Origin of the sequence: Ferruginibacter sp. (assembly GCF_028288465.1) — a bacterium.
In the GTDB taxonomy this organism is placed as follows: domain Bacteria; phylum Bacteroidota; class Bacteroidia; order Chitinophagales; family Chitinophagaceae; genus Ferruginibacter.
Genome location: NZ_JAQBNR010000040.1, coordinates 14,170 through 32,154 on the forward strand (window position 1 = coordinate 14,170; position 17,985 = coordinate 32,154).

Annotated in this window: 17 protein-coding genes; 11 read left to right on the forward strand and 6 right to left on the reverse strand. The window is 39.9% G+C overall.

Annotated features, from left to right (window positions below; genetic code table 11):
* The first annotated feature begins 25 nt into the window (after positions 1-25).
* Positions 26-586, forward strand: coding sequence for a hypothetical protein (locus JWR61_RS16050; protein WP_301928763.1), 561 nt, complete (start codon positions 26-28; stop codon positions 584-586).
* 212 nt (positions 587-798) lie between these two features.
* Here the strand turns inward: JWR61_RS16050 and JWR61_RS16055 are convergent, their stop codons facing one another.
* Positions 799-1,362 (reverse strand): transposase, encoded by a 564-nt coding sequence (locus JWR61_RS16055; protein WP_301928764.1) that lies wholly within the window; start codon positions 1,360-1,362, stop codon positions 799-801.
* Between the two features lie 307 nt (positions 1,363-1,669).
* Here JWR61_RS16055 and JWR61_RS16060 point away from each other — a divergent pair, with 307 nt between their 5' ends.
* A complete protein-coding gene (locus JWR61_RS16060) occupies positions 1,670-2,125 on the forward strand; it encodes a hypothetical protein (RefSeq protein ID WP_301928765.1) in 456 nt (151 codons plus the stop codon).
* Between the two features lie 515 nt (positions 2,126-2,640).
* Here JWR61_RS16060 and JWR61_RS16065 read toward each other — a convergent pair.
* Positions 2,641-3,285, reverse strand: a complete 645-nt coding sequence (locus tag JWR61_RS16065; protein ID WP_301928766.1) for a hypothetical protein — start codon at positions 3,283-3,285, stop codon at positions 2,641-2,643.
* An 87-nt stretch (positions 3,286-3,372) separates the two neighbouring features.
* Between JWR61_RS16065 and JWR61_RS16070 the strand changes: the two genes are divergently transcribed.
* The 5 genes from JWR61_RS16070 to JWR61_RS16090 all read left to right on the forward strand — a co-directional run bounded on the left by JWR61_RS16070 (position 3,373) and on the right by JWR61_RS16090 (position 7,588).
* A complete protein-coding gene (locus JWR61_RS16070) occupies positions 3,373-4,374 on the forward strand; it encodes an AraC family transcriptional regulator (protein ID WP_301928767.1) in 1,002 nt (333 codons plus the stop codon).
* Between the two features lie 355 nt (positions 4,375-4,729).
* On the forward strand, positions 4,730-5,332 hold the full coding sequence (locus JWR61_RS16075) for a Crp/Fnr family transcriptional regulator (RefSeq protein ID WP_301928768.1): 603 nt from the start codon (positions 4,730-4,732) through the stop codon (positions 5,330-5,332).
* Between the two features lie 103 nt (positions 5,333-5,435).
* A complete protein-coding gene (locus tag JWR61_RS16080) occupies positions 5,436-5,906 on the forward strand; it encodes a cupin domain-containing protein (RefSeq protein WP_301928769.1) in 471 nt (156 codons plus the stop codon).
* Between the two features lie 444 nt (positions 5,907-6,350).
* Positions 6,351-6,959, forward strand: coding sequence for a PepSY-associated TM helix domain-containing protein (locus JWR61_RS16085; RefSeq protein ID WP_301928770.1), 609 nt, complete (start codon positions 6,351-6,353; stop codon positions 6,957-6,959).
* Positions 6,956-7,588 (forward strand): hypothetical protein, encoded by a 633-nt coding sequence (locus JWR61_RS16090; protein WP_301928771.1) that lies wholly within the window; start codon positions 6,956-6,958, stop codon positions 7,586-7,588. Before JWR61_RS16085 ends, JWR61_RS16090 begins: the two co-directional genes overlap by 4 nt.
* Positions 7,589-7,951: 363 nt before the next feature.
* Here JWR61_RS16090 and JWR61_RS16095 read toward each other — a convergent pair whose 3' ends face one another.
* Positions 7,952-8,917, reverse strand: a complete 966-nt coding sequence (locus tag JWR61_RS16095; protein ID WP_301928772.1) for a GlxA family transcriptional regulator — start codon at positions 8,915-8,917, stop codon at positions 7,952-7,954.
* Between the two features lie 125 nt (positions 8,918-9,042).
* Between JWR61_RS16095 and JWR61_RS16100 the strand changes: the two genes are divergently transcribed.
* Both JWR61_RS16100 and JWR61_RS16105 read left to right on the forward strand, forming a co-directional pair.
* The gene (locus tag JWR61_RS16100; protein WP_301928773.1) at positions 9,043-9,369 is read left to right on the forward strand and encodes a VOC family protein; all 327 of its coding nucleotides are present in this window, start codon (positions 9,043-9,045) and stop codon (positions 9,367-9,369) included.
* Positions 9,370-9,828: 459 nt separating this feature from the next.
* Positions 9,829-10,662, forward strand: a complete 834-nt coding sequence (locus JWR61_RS16105; RefSeq protein ID WP_301928774.1) for a hypothetical protein — start codon at positions 9,829-9,831, stop codon at positions 10,660-10,662.
* A gap of 1,085 nt (positions 10,663-11,747) precedes the next feature.
* On the opposite strand, the gene JWR61_RS16110 is transcribed toward JWR61_RS16105, so the two are convergent.
* From JWR61_RS16110 to JWR61_RS16120, 3 genes are all read right to left on the reverse strand, one after another.
* Complete coding sequence (locus JWR61_RS16110) at positions 11,748-13,718, reverse strand: OmpA family protein (RefSeq protein WP_301928775.1); 1,971 nt, start codon at positions 13,716-13,718, stop codon at positions 11,748-11,750.
* 79 nt (positions 13,719-13,797) lie between these two features.
* A complete protein-coding gene (locus tag JWR61_RS16115) occupies positions 13,798-15,336 on the reverse strand; it encodes an ice-binding family protein (RefSeq protein WP_301928777.1) in 1,539 nt (512 codons plus the stop codon).
* 135 nt (positions 15,337-15,471) lie between these two features.
* Positions 15,472-16,908 (reverse strand): PAS domain S-box protein, encoded by a 1,437-nt coding sequence (locus JWR61_RS16120; protein ID WP_301928778.1) that lies wholly within the window; start codon positions 16,906-16,908, stop codon positions 15,472-15,474.
* Positions 16,909-17,295: 387 nt separating this feature from the next.
* Between JWR61_RS16120 and JWR61_RS16125 the strand changes: the two genes are divergently transcribed.
* Positions 17,296-17,553: a hypothetical protein gene (locus tag JWR61_RS16125; protein WP_301928779.1), complete on the forward strand. Its 258-nt coding sequence runs from the start codon at positions 17,296-17,298 to the stop codon at positions 17,551-17,553.
* Positions 17,554-17,749: 196 nt separating this feature from the next.
* On the forward strand, positions 17,750-17,985 hold a 236-nt coding region (locus JWR61_RS16130; protein ID WP_301928780.1), incomplete at its 3' end, for a DUF5995 family protein.

Sequence of the window (17,985 nt, forward strand, 5' to 3'; positions counted from 1 at the left end):
CTGTGTCACTTTAAATAGTTAAGTTATGAATGGAGAATTATCAACCTACATCTTCAACAATGGAATAACCAACACTTTTGAAACCTTCAAAAAGATTTCAAATCAAAAATACAAACACTTTAATACGGTTGTGAAGTTTCCCAGAATGAATATGGAATTCGAATTTGAGCTATTTGTGATGGCTTTTTTTTTGCTACAGATTGAAGCAATAAGCGATTCAAATATTTCAAAAGGGGATTTTGAAGATAGAATAGAGAGATACTACGGAAAACTCGTCGACAAGTTTCTAATTGATCCTATGGAGCGTCGCTTGTTTAATCTTACTGTTCCTAACGCCGATATTTTTGCTTATAGAAAATTTAAATCATACCAAAGAGAAATAATTTTACTTGAACAGGATTGTAATTATGTCTCGAAATATTTATTCTCAGCCTTTAATATGGTTCCGTTGATGGATAACGAATATATCGAAAAGGCGTGTATGAATCTTGTTGACGAAAACATAATGTGGTTTCAACTACTAATCAATGATCTTTTAAAATCACTGATTTTGTATTCTAAAAATCTTAACAGTCTAAATGCCTAAACATTGACCCCCATCTGGCGCAGGACTCTGTCCTGTTGCCTGCCGTTACTAAACTTGGAATTAAGGGAATGCTCCTATGGAGCAAATGCCAGACTTTCGTCCCGGCGGGGTTTTCACGGCAAGCACTAACAATAATAACAAAGCTTCCGTGAAACCCCGACGTTGAATAAACTACATCAATACAAGCAGCCACTCTTCCGATAGTAGTAGCACTACAAATCCAAATAATGCAAAGGCCGGTGATGTCTTACCAATTGAATTTCATAAAACGAAGCGCTGCTGTGCTCATACTCAACAAAGTCCTTTGCCAGCATCCACTTTCCGCTAACAGGATTGTTATGGATGTAGTTAATTTTCTGTATCAGAAAAGCGTGTGTAATAATTGCTTTGCCATCAAAGGAATCTTTAAAAACTTTGTGTAACTGCCCCTTTCTTCTTTCCCTTTCTGTAACTAATTTTCCTAACCTGGCAAGGAGACTATTATTTCCTGCTTGCTCTAACCGGTTAATTATTTCGTACGCAATAAATCTTTTACCGTTTGCAACAATGGTATTCAAATTAAAATGTGCGTCATGAAAATGCAGGATAACATGAAGGTGATTCGGCATGATTACATAAGCAACCACCTCAGCATTGTGTTCCGTTTTCAAAATATCAAACCATTTATACACCATGTCATACCCATTCACTATTTCAAATAAAGAAATCCATTCCACGCAAGTGAACGTAACAAAATAGGTAGAAAAGGTGTCGCTATGTTTTAATTTTATCGCCACAAGATAAAGCTAATAAAAACGAAGAACGGGTGCAAGCGAATTGTATATTTACTCAGCGTCGGGGTTTCACGGAAAGCGCATTCTAATTATTGATGCAAGCTGTGAAAACCCCGCCGGGACAGAATCGCCCTCTTTTTATTTTACAGTTTTGGGGATCTTTTATTGGAGCGTAGAAAGGTGAAATTGACTTTGTGTGCGTCAATGTGATGATTTTGGTTGGATTGACACAAAAGATTATTTTAGTTGCGTAAACAAAAAAGTTAGCAGCAACTTGACAAGAGCATCCGATGGCTAAAAACAATTAACTATGGAGACTTCAGATAAAATAAAATTATCTTCAGATTTAATTTTTACGAAATTAGTTTGTGTTTTTGGATTATTGCTTTCTTTGGTTCTAGTATTTGGCAGTAGTAAAAATACAATTGATGATGACTTCAAAACAGACCTTGAACACAAATTGCTTTTACTTACAACGACTGTTTTGACAGGCTATCTTTTGACACGACCCAGTATTTGTTATGACGATACAAATCTTTACATAAAAAAAATTAGTAAAAAAGAGACAATCATTCCATTAAAAAATGTGACTTCATTTTTTGAAAATCCCTTTGTAAATAAAGGGACTGCTATCTATACAATTGAGTATAAAAATAATTCGGCTGACAATGACTCAATTAAATTTGCAGCTAATCATTCATCCGAAAGTATAAAAACCTTTAAGATACTTATAAGGAAAATAAATCCACCTGTAGAGATAGTATAGTTTCGCCATTGTTGGTAGCGTTATTTCATATAGTAGTAATTGTTTTTGATTCGCTTTCTTCTGCCCCGAGTCTCCATTCCAAAAACTTGTCAGGCAATGTATCTGCACAAATTAATATAATCAGACAAGCAGCACAAGTTGCAGGCTTCGCCGCCTATCAAGGCTGGGTACACCAATCTATACGCTAACGTGTCTGGTTTGCGCAAATCATTCAGCAGTCAATTCACATCGAAAGTTTTGGCGTGAAGAGACCCGCTTGGAAATAGGCAGTTACAACCGTACCCTATACAACTGGCAATAGCCAATTGAATGTTTTGTATTTCATGGGTAATATTTTATTGTTTTAGAGACTGTCTAAAAACGATTTTATAAATTGTCTATGATCGCAAAAAGTGGCGGGTGGGATTCCGTTAGCAAATGGGACCACGGCGGAGTGCCGCGGTTGATGTCTGACCAACCGCAATAGGGTGAACGAAAATTTCATTTTTAGACAGCTTCTTAGTGATGGAAGGCTTTTACGCAACCTTTGAGAAATTCGATTTGTTTTCTGAGATCATGTCCGGGCGGTCTTTGCTGCGGATCTGCTTTCCCAGGATATACCTGAAATAGTAAGCAACAACGAATGCCGCAGGAATACTGATGCTTGTCCAGGTGGCAAGATCTCTGGAGATGCCCCGGAAGTCTTTGTAATAGCGGAGATAAGCGCCCAGCCCGATTAAAATACCTGCAACTGCCGCAAGCAAATAACCAAGTATACATTGCCATACCCATTTTGCGGGAGATTTAACGAACGGCCTTAGTTGTATGGCGTTGATGATGCCGGTTGACAGGAACATAAAAAGAATATCGAATGGCACGAAGAGGGTATAGTAGCCCAGCCAGAACACCCATGGCGTAAAGAAAATAAAGGGCCATGTGTCTGACAGGGTTTTCTTTTTTCCAATTATTTCAAATGTTTTGTTTCTCGTAACTGCAAGAAAGAAAACAAAAATGAATATCGAAAGGGTATGCATGATAAACTGGGGCGTCGTCAGCAGCTTATCATGATCGCCGGTGAACCCGTGCGCAATCAGCGGGTGCAAGAGGCCTAATAATCCCGGGTAAACAACGAGGTTGCCGGTCACCCATTTTTTTAAAAACATGTTTTTACGTGTGTCCATAATATGTTTAATTTTAGAATACAAAGGACCTCAGTTCTGCGGGCAGGAAAAGGCATCTTTTATTCCTGAAATGATATATTTTGCGCCATGGCCTTACAGGGAACAGTCATACGCACCATCTTTCAAACAGCCACTTCATTTGGAGCGGCCTTTGATACACTTTGCCAGATGTCGAACATCAAAGCAGATGAAATGGGCGACTCGGAAAAAATGGTTGAATGGGAAAAAGCAGCGTTGATTTGGGTGCCTCTTTTAAAGCTTACCGGCGATCCATTGATCGGCTTGCATGTGGGTATCGCCACGCCAAAACTACTTCACGGCATGGTTGGTTTTTTGATCCAAAGTAGTAAAGATCTGCACCAGGCCTTGCAAATGTTAGGCAAGTATGGCCACATGGTATCGCCAATGGTTTCCTATAGATACACGACCAATGATGTGGCCGTTCTTGAAATAGAACAGAATAAGATGTGGCTGATGAAGCATCCCGAACCGGCAAGGCATGCGAATGATTTTTTATTCGCATCAACCCTCAACACATCCGCAGCACTTACAGGTAAGCGCATTGTTCCGCTAAGAATAGAGCTGACTTATCCAAAGAGGGAAATTTCAGCATATCAACAATTTTTTGGCTGTGATGTACTTTTTAACCAGGAGATGAACCGGATTATTTTAGATAAACGAGATGTATCCACACCTATACTCACAAGTGATCAATCTATGTTTGAACGCTTCAATTCGATGGTTGCTGAAAAGCAGGCGCTGCAGGCAACCAACACTACCGGAGGAAATTTGAAACAGGTTTTGTTCATGCAGTTCAAGGGAAGGATACCTTCTATAGAAGAAGCTGCATCAGCATTAGATATGACGCCCCGGAGCCTGCAACGAAGGCTGATGCAGGAAGGCACTACCTTTCGCGAAGTTGCCGGGGAAATAAGAAAGGATATTGCTTTCCAGTTGATGCAAAACTCCGCGATAAAAATATCGCAAGTTTCAGCTATCCTGGGATACTCAGACCCGACCGCATTCAGAAAAGCCTTTAAGACGTGGACGAGCGTGGCGCCGCGTTCAGTTAGAAAAGCAGGCGTGTAAATTACGAACGGCGTTGACTCAATTGTTATTTCTTCCGCAATGAGTCTCACATTCAAAACTCCCAAGGCGATGTCTCTGCACAAATTAATATAATCAAACAACCATCACAAGCTGCAGGTCTCGCTGACCTACCGGGGCTGGATACATCAATTTATATGCTATAGTGTTTGGTTTGCGGTGAGTCCTTCAGCAAGCTAATTCATAGCGAAAGTTTTCACGTGAAGAGCTCGTTATGAAAGTGGATTATGGGCATACAATACTTTTTTGATGGATTGACGCAATGCAGTATTTTTAATTGCGTAAAGCAAGCGTTCGCGGCAATCAAATGGCGGCAAACATACACAAACAACCATAAATGGAAGTTGAATTAAAAAATATCAATCACAAGTTTGTAGAATTGTTCAGGCAAACGTTCGCATTTACCGGGGAAGAGTTTGCATTGTTCTTGTCATACTTTACGGTTAAAACAGTTACTAAAAAAGATTACTACTTAAGAGCCGGGGAATGCTGCCATGCAAAAGCTTATCTTAATAAAGGTTGTGCGAGAAACTTTGTGTTGGATGAACAGGGACATGAGCGGATTTTATTCTTTGCGTTTGAAGATTGGTGGCTTGGTGACTTCGATAGTTACTATTCGGGCAAACCAGGAACAAACTATATCCAATTGCTGGAAGATTCAGAACTACTGGTAATTTCAAAAGAAAATTTTCAAAAAGCAGAAAAGGAAATACCTAAACTCAATCAATGGTATTCTTTTAAAATGCTCCGCTCAGCAAGTGCTTCAAGAAACAGAATTGAAGAAATGAAAACCCTGTCTGCAGAAGAACGCTATCTCAAATTAACAGAAACCCAGCCTCATATTTTTCAGCGTATTCCATTGCAACACATTGCATCTTATTTGAACATTGAACCGCAATCGCTCAGCCGAATGAGAAACAGGCTGACCAATAAACATTGAATTTCTTCTCGCCCCCTTTCATTTCTTAACCCGGGTTAAGTATTTAGCATTTTTAGCAATGCATCTTTGTATCGTTAATTACTTGCTCACAAAAAACAAAGACATGACTTTAACTCAAACCAAGGTGTTAACCCCCAAAGAGGGATTAAGATTACAGTCTGGTCCCGGTCGCGACCTTATTTTTAAACTTACCGGTGAAGATACTGGTGGTGCATTCGATTATTTTATTGTAGAGGTAGCACCATATGGAGGTCCGCCTTTGCATGTGCACCATAAGCAGGAGGAAACCATTCACGTTCTTAAAGGCAAGTTTAAAGTTCGGATAGGTGATGAAATTTTCTATCTCAACGAAGGGGACTTTGCCTACCTGCCATCGAAAGTGCCGCATGCCTTCCTTAACCTCACCAATGAGGGGGCAGAAATTATTGTTGTATATACCCCGGGAGGAGGTGATAAATTTTTTGCGGAACTGGGACCTCTTATGCACAATGGTTCACCAGATAAAAAGGTAGTCGCTCAGCTTTTTGAAAAATATGAAATGACTCTTCTTGGACCTCCGTTAAGCCAGGATTGACCCGGAAGTTATAAAATACCTATTTGACAAACAAGCAGATTGGCAGCCGCTAACATCGGTTTGCTCCTATGCCCCATATGGCGCAGGACTCTGTCCTGTTGCCTGCCGTTACTAGACCTGAAATTAAGGGAATGCTCCTATGGAGCAAATGCAAGATTGCTTTTGTTCTACAAAAAGTTGGCTCCTAAGGAGCACGGCATACAATTGGCTCGTTATTTTTTTTCGTTTAAAAAATCTCCCAGTTCAAAAAATTCCCAGGCGATATCTCTGCACAAATTATTATAATAAAACAACCAGCACAAGCTGCAGGACTTACCGGCCTATCAGCGCCCGATACAGTAATTTATAAGCCGTAGTGTTTGATAATTATAAGCAGTTGGTATTTCTGATTTTGCTATTTTTGTTTCAAGCACTACAAGAAAATATTGCTGCCGTTTAAGAAGAATGAAAAAATACTACCCTCCCATTCGCACCCTTCATTTATACATCGGTTTATTCGTTAGTCCGTTTGTACTTATATTCAGTATAAGTGTGCTCGTGTTAAATCATACTGACTTCGTTAACAGCATCAACCCTGTTAAGCATTTACCGGTTGTCAAAACCCGCCTTGATAAGATTCCCTATGATTCAACTGATCTGCAAACAGCCAAAGGGATTATACAAAAACTGGGGATCAAAGGAGAGATAGATTTCATATCACAAAATGATGATCATATTTCTTTTCCCGTAACGTTACCGGGTATAAGAACAAAGATTGAAGTAGACAAGCACACTAATGACGTATTAATTACAAGAGAGGAAGAGGGCGCTTTAAGAGCCACTAATTACCTTCATAAAATGCCCGGACCACACAATACAAAACTTCGTGGCAATGCCGCATTTATGAAGAACTGGCGGGTTTTAGCAGACATGGTAGTTTACCTGCTGCTGTTTCTTTCTGCCAGTGGTATTTTTTTATGGTATTTTCTAAAAGCAGAAAGAAAGTTAGGATGGCTGGCCATTGTTTTTGGAGCAACAATTTTTACTGGACTTTTATTATTTATTCTGGGATGAATTACAAAACGCTGATCAAAAAATTTACCTATTCAAACCGCCGTCTGCACATCCACGTCGGATTATTCATGGTGCTGTTTATATGGTTATTTTCATTTTCCGGATTACTTTTAAATCATGGGGAATGGAAGTTTGCCAGTTTTTGGGACGAGAGAAAAGAGAAGACAACGGAAACAGCTGTCAGCATTCCTGCGGGTTTGGATAGCCTGGATAAATTGAAAAGTATTTTGTCTCAACTAAAAATTTCAGGCGAAGTAAATAATGTAAAGATGACAAGTGACAGTGCTGATTTTAGTGTTTCTTATCCGGGGCATGTTAGTAACATTCACGCTGATTTTAAAAAAGGTATAGGTATTCAAAAGGAACTTTCCTATAATATTTGGGGTAAGCTCAGAACGCTTCATACCTTCAACGGCGCCAACAGGGATCATCCTGATGTTGAGCCAAATTGGTTACTTACCCGGGTATGGAGGTTTTCGATGGATGCAGTTGCATTAGGGCTTATCTTTTTATCTTTTAGCAGTTGGATTATGTGGTATAAAATCAGGCACAATTATTCATGGGGATACCTTGCTTTAATAGCTGGTTTTGTACTCGCTGCCTATTTTGTTTTTTTGTTAAGGTCGTAGTTTTATTAACAAAGCGTTTTGCCATACGTTGCTAATCGTGGGCATCCACGGAAGCTCTTATGGCAAATGCTACATTGCTTTTTTCAACAAAGAGTTGGTTACCACCGGGACTGGCAGACAATTGATTCATTATTTTTTGCCTTTAAGAATCCCCACTCGAAAACTTCCCAGGCAATGTCTCTGCACAAATTATTATAATCAGACAACCAGCAAAGCTGCAGGAAATGGCGTCTATCAGAGCTTGGTACATCAATTTATACGCTATGGTATTTGGTTTGCGGCGGGTTCTTCAGCCAGCTAATTCACATTGAAAATGTTGACTTGAAAAGACTCGCCTCGGAGGCAAATATTGTCAATGTAATGTTACACTGCATATTTTTTGCGATAGTCAATAGGCGATAAGTCGGTAAATTTTTTAAAGACTTTTCTAAACGCATCAATGTCATTGTAACCTGCTTCGTAAATAATTTCGTTTACAGTTTTTCTTCCTGTCTCCAACTGTTTTTTTACGAACTCAACTTTTACTCTTTGTATGTATTCTACGATTGAGTTAGCTGTATGTTTCTTAAATCTTCTTTCAAATGTTCTTCGTCCAACACCAAACTTAACGCAAATTTCGTCTACTGTAAAAGTAGCAGTAGGATTATTTTCTATAAATCCCTGTGCTTGTAAAACAATTTCATCGCCGTGTTTTTTTTGCCCCATAAAAATCACGAACGGATTTTGACTTTTTCTTTCAATGTCAATCTCAAACATTTTTGATGCAAGTATTGAAATTTCCCTACCCAAATGTTTTTCGATAATGTAAAGCAGAAGGTTCAAATATGAAAATCCACCACCACAAGTATAAATCCCTTTTTCGTCGGTAATAATTGTGTCGTCAATGATTTTTATGTCGGGAAACATAGTCTTAAACTCATTTTTTGCACCCCAGTGCACAACACATTTTTTGTCTTTTAAAAGTCCTGTCGATGCAAGAAAAAATGAACCAACACAAAGGCATATAATCTCTGCATTGTTATGATATTGTGCTATTATCCATTCTTTGTATTTTTCATTTTTTGTAATTGCTTTAGGGAAATCGCTACATAATAATGGAATGACTATAACATCTGTTTTTTTGATTTCATCTATTGTCTTATCCGTATGAATATTGTAAAGCCCGTTATTAAGTTCTGTGTTTCTTTTTACGCCGACTATTTCTACATTATAAAATGGAGGCTTCCCCTGATATTTCATAAAGTCATTAACTCGTGAGAAAAGTTGATGACTGCTGTCAATGCTTGTTAGCGTTGAGTCATAAAGGGGCAGGATGGAAATATGTTTCATATTGCAAATGTAGAAAAATTGGCTGTCGCAATCAACGGGTAAGATTGTCGTATTTACAAGAGCTCCTGTTCGATAATGCAAATAACTTTGTATTGAAAATAAATTCATAATTCTAAAAGAAAAAAATGAAATCAGTAGAAATTATTATGGTTCCTGTAAAGGATAGACAAAAAGCAAAGGAGTTTTATTTGAAACTCGGTTTTCACGTCCTTGTAGAAGCACCTGACCCACACGGTGAAACCTGGATACAAATGGGCTTTCCGAATAGCGACACCACTATATCGCTTGCAGGTTTTCAAGCTATTATTTGTGAAACGGATAATATTGAAAAAGAAGCCAAAGAATTGAAAACAAAAGGAATTGAAGTTGGAAAAATTGACGATACACCTTATGGAAAATTTGCCTGGCTAAAAGATTTGGACGGAAACAGCTTGTGCCTTCGTCAAAGGTAGCAGGTCAAAATAGGTTCGTTTTGGTTTTAGTATCTTCAACTGCCTGCCACTAACGGGCAGGGCTTGCTGCAGGGAATCATCACCCATTTATTGATCGTGCTTCGGCTTACGCCATGCCTGGCCGTTAACTTCCTGTAGCCCGTGCTTTGCGTTAAACACCAGCATAAGCTGCAGGACTCGTCGACCTATCGGGCTGGGCACATCAATTTCTTCCAGCCCGGGTCTCCCATTCAAAAACTTTCCAGGCGATGTCTCTGCACAAATTATTATAATCAAACAACCAGCATAAGTTGCACGACTCGCCGCCTATCGGGGCTGGGTACGTCAATTTATGTGCTATAGTGTTTGGTTTGGGCGAGGCCTTCAGCAAGTAAATTCACATTGAAAGTTCTGGCAGGAAGAGACTTGCTTTAAAAATAAACTTATATTGAATCGGCAATTCACAAATGACCTAATCCAATGAAAAAATTAATTTCGGTTTTAACATCAACACTGCTGTTTGGCAGTGCAATTGGCCAGGTATGTATCAAGGACACAAATATGAATTCATTAAAGAATTGGGACAGAAAATATTTTGAGAAGCCTTTAAACAACCCTTTCATTTTTTACATTATTCATGGAAATTTTACTGCTGACGTTAATATATCCACGTCAAAATACCGGAGCGCCGGACTTCCAAATGGAATAAAGTTAATGAAATATAGCCCCGGTAAGCATCCTGAAGTTGTGAAGTCATTTTTAGAGGGTTATGTATGGACGAACTTTAAGAAAGAAAATACCGGTTTAAGCAATCAAATCAGCAGTTCAAAAGAATGCTTTATAATCAGCGGCGAGATAGCAGATACTTCCAGCTTAAATTATCTGCGGGATATTGTCGGGGTGATCACTTATCTGTTAGATAATGGAGGAGTTTCAGTCTACGATCCACAGGCCTTCACATTTTTTGGAAAAACAGATTGGGCAGAGAAGATATTTAATCCGAATGGTTCCGTACCAAGAAATCATGTCATGATTCTATTTTCTGAAGAAAACGGAATGAAATGGTACCACACACGTGGCTTGAGAAAATTCGGCAGACCGGATTTAAGTATTCATAATGTGCCGGAAAAATATGAGGAACAGGTGACTGATTTAATTGGTCGCTTTATCGAATACCTGGGTTTTGGTGGAATAATTCCAGACGGACAAAAAATAAGAATGAAATCATTACCGGAAGGAATGTGGTGTAAAAATGAAGGAGATCTTGAAGACCCCGATTTTAATAATAAGCATGTTGAAATTTATTGGAAGTAAAATTTTTCTTCCACTCGAAGTCTCCCATTCAAAAACTTCCCAGGCGATGTCTCTGCACAAAATATTATAATCAAACAACCAGCATAAGATGCAGGACTCGCCACCTAGCAGGGCTGGGTAGATCGGTTTATTCGCTGTAGTGTTTTATTTCCGGCAGGTCCTTCACAAAGCAAGTTCACATCGAAAGTTTTGGAGTGAAGCGACTTGTCTTGAAATCAGGTTACCCGAATACTATACTTTTTGATGGATTGACACACTACCCGATTTTTAATTGCGTACGGCAAGACGTTGCAGGCAATGCCGAAAAGCCGCGCAAGTTTTTGGCTTTTATCTATTGTTATTTTTAAATTACTTAACGAGTCATTAGGATTCCACTCTTTATAGAAGTATAGCTTCACAAAATGAAAGCACTAAGTTTCCAGATAATAATAACTTTACTATTCAGTTGCAAGAAAAGCGAACGAGTACAAAGCAATACAAATTGTGACCCTCAAATTAGCTACTCCGCCAGGGTCAAATCTATACTTGTGGCAAATTGTACTGCGTCCGGATGCCATGATGGGGTTGATCTCCCCTCTTTGTCTGATTATTTAACTGCAAGAGACGCATCCCCACAAATTAAAACGGCCGTTCAAAATGGTATTATGCCGAAGTACGGCGTTTTGACTGCAAGTGATAAAGCTGCTATTATTTGTTGGATTGACAATGGATCAAAAAACAATTAAGCATATTTCACAAAGGCACACGCCAACAACATGAATTGTGTATTTCGGCAAGTAGGCTGGACGTTGTAAAATATCCCGCTTTCTTCCAACCTGGGTCTCCTTTTCAATACTTCCAAGGCGGCGTATTTGCACAAAATATTTTAATGACACACACTGCATAAGTTGCAGGTCTCGCCGCCTGTCAGGGCTGGGTATATCAATTTATTCGCAGTAGTATTTGGTTTGCGGCGGATTCTTCAGCAAGTTAATTCACATCGAAAGCTTTGGTGTGAAGACACTCTTCCCCGAAAGTAAAAATTAAAGCATAGAACGACTGCAGAATAAATGCAGCGTTCTATGCCTGAAAGATTTTTTTGTATTTTATTTAGCAGGGATGATATCAATAATTACAGCCCTGTTGTAAAAGCGTTCTTCGGGAAGCCTATTTTCAAAAGGTGCCAGCGATTCATCCTCACCAAAGCCGAAGGATTCAAATTTCACCCCTTTTTTTCCGGCGTTGGATAATGCACGCTCCAGTATCTGGCGGGCATTCGTTGCCCTGTTTTGAGATAGCGAACGGTTGTATTTTTCATCGCCGATAATATCGGTATGGCCATGTATGATAACTGTTCCATTTTCAGCTATCAAAGGAGACACAATGTCGGTCAGGAATTTTTCATAAGTAGCAATGGATTTTGATTTGTCAAAATCGAAGAGGATACTGTAACGCAGGCCTTCCTGTTTAGGATCATCCATTTTCATTAAACTAACCGAGCTTTCTTTTGTAACGGTGCGCCCGGTTTTGGTGTGGCCCGTCATTGAAATAGTATAATTGCCCTGTGGGTTGTTGCCCAAAATAGTTTTACCTGCAATAGATGCCTGGTCGCTGGTATAAGGTCCGTAGTTTTGTACATTACCCTGGTCATCTTTAACTGCTACCGACCATGAGTCAAATGCATCATTTGCCCCGGCTACATTAAAGAGTACATGACTGTCCAAAGGATCTGACTGAACAGTTGTAATCTCCACAGGTTTTAAAAATCCGGCAGTGCTTCCACCAACCTGCGTCAGCAGTTCAGGAGAAGTGCTGGTGATATCCACCCTGCGGTCTCCTTCCCGCAGCAACGCAAGTTCATTTACAGCACCCGGTTGCTCTGAAGGAATAACGGGTTTATCTCTGCCTTCCGTACTTATTCTTGCTCCATCAATCCCAAATACTGTCACCAGGTACTGCCTGATATTTTCAGCCATTATTTTACCTTCTGATGGATTTTTATACGATGCGCCTGTTAATGCAATCGTACTTGCCGGATTGGCCCGCATACGGTCTCCGATGATATTTAAAATGTTATGGTAAACTGCCAGTTGTCTTGCAGAACGGCCGTTATTTAAATTTTCAGGCTGGCTTTCCTGTAACTGGTTTTCTTTAAAAGATACCGCTGTTGTTTTATTTAATTGCACATAACGATCCGGTATAGCTGCAGATGACTGATCAAAAAATACGGAGTTGCGAAGCGGGAATGTCTCTTTTACCTGGCGGTTAAGCGGCACTACCTTGGGCGCCCTAACAGAAAACTGTACTTCTTTTTCCGTTACTGTTGCAGGAGCTGCCTGCGTTTCGGCAACCGGTGTTTTAGTTGCTGTTTTTTTGACCATGCCAAATTTAAGTGCTACACCCGTACGAATGGTATAAACTGACCACGATTCTGTTGAACGGGGAACATGACCAAAGTCCGTAAGAAAAGATACAAATGGCGAAAGCATCACTTGCGTGGTATTTGTTTTTGAAGACAGCGGTATATCAATACCTGCCCCTGCCTGCGCCGACAACAGTGTTTTGTGTATTCCACTCCATTCGCTCCTTAAATCAGCTTGCTTCTCCTGCGTGTAAGTAAACGATTTGTTTATATTAAAACTTACCGTTGGACCACCAAATATATAAAAGGAGTTGGCGAAGGGTGCAATGCGCAGACTTGGTTCTATGGCAATATAACTTGTGTTGGTTGATAAAGTTGCAATACAATTACAGGGAGCAATAACATCTTTAAATTTACCGCCCCGGTTATCGTATGCTATGTTCAGCATGCCACCCCAAACTTTGCCTGGGCGGTATTCAGTCAGTAAAGAAGCATATGGCCTCACGCCCTTTCCTTTGTGAAATGCCGCCGGAACCGTAAGGTTATCATTCAACACCTGGGTAGTGCCGCGATAAAAATTAAAATTGGCTGCGCCGGATTCGCCAAACCACCAAACCGGTTGCAGGCGTTGTACTTTTTGTGCATGGGCTGTTGTTGCCGCCAGAACCAGGACAGAAAACAGTAAGGTGATTTTTTGTTTTGTATAGTGTAACATAAAATATCTTTTATACATGGGTTGTTATAGTTTCATTTGAATTGGATAACATGCCTTCATTGAATGAAGTGCCTGTTGATTAGTTAGGTACGTTAATGGTGGTGTTTACCATTGTTACAGATGCATTCAGCGAAAGTGCCCTGCCATTTAATATGGTTTGAACAGCATTGCCTGCAGTAGACAAAGTAACCCCGGCTGATGCAATGATGTTACCCGTCATTACGCCACCACCTGCTCCGTTGATAGTTGCTGCGCTGCCTACATACCAGTATACATTTTTAGCCAAACCTCCATTTATCAGCAACACACTGCGTGCCCCTGATGGTCCGGCAACACCCACTGTAAGCCCTGATGCAGTCTGGAAAATCCATTCAGCATTCGGGTCACCTTTAGCATCCAGCGTAAGATTGCCGTTGGTTATTTTAAAAGTGCCGCTGGCAGATTTATATACTCCGGGCGCTAATGTTAAGCCGCCCAATTCGCCTGCACCCGGATCAATACCACCTGGTTTTGACGCTGGTGAAATGCTGTTATAGGCTATCGTTGCATCGGCTAACCCTTTGGTTGCAATGGTAAAAGAAGTTGCAGTGCCCGGCATGGGAGCTGCAGTGTAGATCCGCCCGGTTACGTCACCTACATTTAACGGTGTCTCTGTGTAAATATCGCCTGTGGTTCCATCGTGAAAACCAGTTATTAAAGTTGAGGCGGCTGTGGTACCGATACTGCCATTGTTGATGACGGTATTTAAACCCTGGTTGGTTACGCCGGCATTTCCTCCAAACACGCCGAATACTGCAGCACTTGCTAAAAAGGAAGGTGGCATAATTGACTGGCCTGTAGTAAAGTTCCACACATATTTATTTGCCAATGTATTACCTGCAAGGTCTTTTGCGCCCGTAGTGATGATACCGGTATAAGTAGTATTTGTTGCCAGCTTAACATCAGGCAAAAAAACAGCGGTGGAATCATGGAAGGTTATTTTGCCGCTTATTGGTGTTCCTCCAAGAGAGGTATTGACTATGGTAAAATTTGTTGTTACTGATAAAGAATCCATAGGCTCACTAAAAATGGCGGTAATTATTTTATCCAGCACTACACCTGTTGCAACATCGGCAGGGTCGGTAGCAACTACCCTTGGTGCTGTTACATCGGGCGCACCTGTAGTAAACGTCCACACATAATTATCCTTGGTGGCAATGCCTGCAAGGCTCCTGGCTGCTGTAGTGATGGTACCGGTATACACGGTAGTGGCAGTTAACTTAACTGCCGGAGTAAAAGTTGCAGTGGTGCCTGTATAAGTTACCAAACCTGCCACCGGTGTTGTACCCTGGCTTACAGTAAAGCTGGTGGCAGTAATGGTAGCAGGATTCATACTGACATTGAATGTTGCGGTTACCGTTGTTACAAGGCCTATATCTGCAGCCTTATCTGCCGGATTGGTTGAAATTACTGTGGGACATACGCCCATAATACCGGGTAACTCATTCACTTTTTTGCAGCCAGCAGCCACAATAATTAAAAAAAGAAACACCTGCCATTTGTACTGTAGAATCCTGGGATAGCTTTGATGGGTGCGCAACAGCACGGGCCCTTTTGCAGGGGAAAAGTAGTTTTTCATGATTGGATAAAAGCGGCATAGGTTTTCCTGGAAATTTTAAGGTATACCGCATCACAAAACTATGTTAATGCTTAAGCGCCGTTGTTACATCTTTCACGTAAAATGTTACATCATTTACAGATTACTATAAACAAATTATTGCTCCTTCGTTTTTTTAAAGTATGATGGTGTGTAGCCCGTAACTTTTTTAAACTGGTTAGACAGATGAGCTACGCTGCTGTAATGAAGTTTCCAGGCAATCTCCGTAAGGCTTAAACCTTCATTAAGAAGTAATTTTTTTACCCGTTCTATTTTTTGGGAAATCATGAATTGCTGAATGCTGATATCTTCTTCTTCTGAAAAGAGGTTGGAGAGATAAGTATAATCATAGTCAAGTTTTGCACTGAGATAATCAGATAAGTTGGTTGTTAACTGTTCTTCATAATGATGCACCAGTTCAATAATAAGTTCTTTTATTATATTAATTAACTGGCTTTTGTTATACATGGCACTATTCAGTTCAGGCCTCGTTTTCAGGGCGGCCCCATTAATTGAAAGCGGAGCGTTCACCCCGGTAGTATGCACAGATAAATTATGTGGAAATCTGCTGGCAACGGTATTGTCACTATCGCTGTTTACGCCATTGCTATCGTGCTTATTATTTGTGTCAGTTTGTGCAGGATCCTGTAAAATTCCCCGCATCATTTGTTCCAGTTGCTGAAGTCTGCTCACGTCCTGGGTGGCACCTATCAACCTGATAGCATTTCCATCTTTATCTCTTACAATACTGGCCCTGCTGGTTGTATTGGCAATTGTACCATTTCCACACTTAAACCTGAAAGTATCTTTCCATGTTTTATTAACAGTTGCAATTTTTTTCAGCAATTTTTTTTGAACAGTATCTTTTTCTTCTGCAATAAGACAGCGAACAAAATCTTTAAAGTGTATGGTATTGTTTTTTACTTTATAACCAAAAATTTCTTCGATGCTGTCGCCAACATAAATAGAACCCGTACCGATATTCCAGTCCCACATGATGTCGTACGATGCCTTTGCAATGTACTTTCTCCACTCATTATTCGCTGCCAGCCTGGAATCTGATTTTGCCTGGGCAATTACAATATCATTATCTACTACTTTTTTATTTTTTTTATCAATCACTTTTTGCTTCGATATGCTTTCGCTTAAATCAGCAATGGTAATGACCGCTTTTTTAACTCCATCATGGTCTTTAAAAATGGCAGCAGTTATTTCAGCAAAAAAAGTAGTCCCTCCATTTTTAAAGACAGGCATCTGTGCCACAGAATGTCCCGAAGGCATTCGTTGATGCAGCATTGCTTTAAAGCTTTGTTGTGACGTGTCGAAAATTGCCGAACCTTTTTTAGTTAGCAATTCGTCGTTCGGATAGCCCAATAAGTTACACGCCGCGTTATTAGCTGATACAATCAATCCATTCCCCAAATTGGTAATGATGTTTGCCTGGGATGAGTTTTCAAAAGCGAGGCGATGCAGGTCATCAATACTTGCAACACCAATATTATGTGTGGAAATCCGGTGCGGCTTTTTAATTTTGGCTTTTAGTGTTGTATGCACGTAGTAAGAGGATTGTTGATATTGTCTATAAATTTATTGTAATAATAAAGGGCTTGCGGATGAATGAGTGATTAGAGATTTATTCAGGCCATCTGTTTATTACAATATCGGTATTGCTATATTATGTAAAACCGTGCCACTATTATTATCTCATTGATATTCCCGCTTTCTTCACCCCCGAGGGTGGTAATTCATTGCAGTTTAAAAATAACGAGGCTACAGCAAAGCCCGGTATAACACAGGTTGCTGCTATGTAAAAGCGATCTGTGTATAAAAGTACTTTTGCAAGCTATTTTTTTACTACTCCCGCATCTTCGAAATAAATATTTATTTATTTTTGAGTCGTCCGGATTGTAATTAATTAATCACTTTATTAAATTTATTCTTATGACCATGTTTGAATTTAATCAGCTAGATGAGTTAGAGCAAATCGAAACTTTTTGGGTAGAAGGTCAAAAAGTTGGAGAACGTTTAGGAAAATCATCCCGGTACGTTTTGTACCAGGTGAATGATTTTTATGTAGAAATTAAATACAATCTGGTGGTGAATGTAATTTACGCCATGCGCAGTTTTGAATGCGAATCGCCTTACCTGGATGTTTATTTATTGCCCATTGATATTTCAGCAGTAAAACAGCAGGTATAATCTAAAAATGACCAAATACTAAAAGGGCCTCTTTGTGAGGCCCTTTTAGTATACAGAATTATCAAATTGGAATGATGGACGTTCAGGCAGAAACGGGATGAGTGGTCCAGGATAAACCCGGTCACACCAGCCCGCTTCACGATGAATTAGCTGACACAATTATCAACAAAAAAATTCTAATTTCAACATAAAAAAAATGCCTGTCACTACCATTGCTGAAGTAATTGACCAGCTTACAAATATTGTTGCTAAGGCAGCAGCTGAAAATAACAGAGCCGGCTATTTTGCAGCTTTGTACAAAAAAGTAACCATTGCTGTATATGATAAAATTAAAGCGGGCTACTTTGACGACAATGACAGAATGGAAAGACTGGATGTAGTTTTCGCCTCCCGCTACCTGGACGCATTCCAGGAGTATACCCAACACAAAAA

Coding starts and splice junctions, on each gene's coding strand:
- JWR61_RS16050 (WP_301928763.1), top strand. CDS start 26: ATGAATGGAGAATTATCAACCTACATCTTCAACAATGGAATAACCAAC.
- JWR61_RS16060 (WP_301928765.1), top strand. CDS start 1,670: ATGGAGACTTCAGATAAAATAAAATTATCTTCAGATTTAATTTTTACG.
- JWR61_RS16065 (WP_301928766.1), bottom strand. CDS start 3,285: ATGGACACACGTAAAAACATGTTTTTAAAAAAATGGGTGACCGGCAAC.
- JWR61_RS16070 (WP_301928767.1), top strand. CDS start 3,373: ATGGCCTTACAGGGAACAGTCATACGCACCATCTTTCAAACAGCCACT.
- JWR61_RS16075 (WP_301928768.1), top strand. CDS start 4,730: ATGGAAGTTGAATTAAAAAATATCAATCACAAGTTTGTAGAATTGTTC.
- JWR61_RS16080 (WP_301928769.1), top strand. CDS start 5,436: ATGACTTTAACTCAAACCAAGGTGTTAACCCCCAAAGAGGGATTAAGA.
- JWR61_RS16085 (WP_301928770.1), top strand. CDS start 6,351: ATGAAAAAATACTACCCTCCCATTCGCACCCTTCATTTATACATCGGT.
- JWR61_RS16090 (WP_301928771.1), top strand. CDS start 6,956: ATGAATTACAAAACGCTGATCAAAAAATTTACCTATTCAAACCGCCGT.
- JWR61_RS16095 (WP_301928772.1), bottom strand. CDS start 8,917: ATGAAACATATTTCCATCCTGCCCCTTTATGACTCAACGCTAACAAGC.
- JWR61_RS16100 (WP_301928773.1), top strand. CDS start 9,043: ATGAAATCAGTAGAAATTATTATGGTTCCTGTAAAGGATAGACAAAAA.
- JWR61_RS16105 (WP_301928774.1), top strand. CDS start 9,829: ATGAAAAAATTAATTTCGGTTTTAACATCAACACTGCTGTTTGGCAGT.
- JWR61_RS16110 (WP_301928775.1), bottom strand. CDS start 13,718: ATGTTACACTATACAAAACAAAAAATCACCTTACTGTTTTCTGTCCTG.
- JWR61_RS16115 (WP_301928777.1), bottom strand. CDS start 15,336: ATGAAAAACTACTTTTCCCCTGCAAAAGGGCCCGTGCTGTTGCGCACC.
- JWR61_RS16125 (WP_301928779.1), top strand. CDS start 17,296: ATGACCATGTTTGAATTTAATCAGCTAGATGAGTTAGAGCAAATCGAA.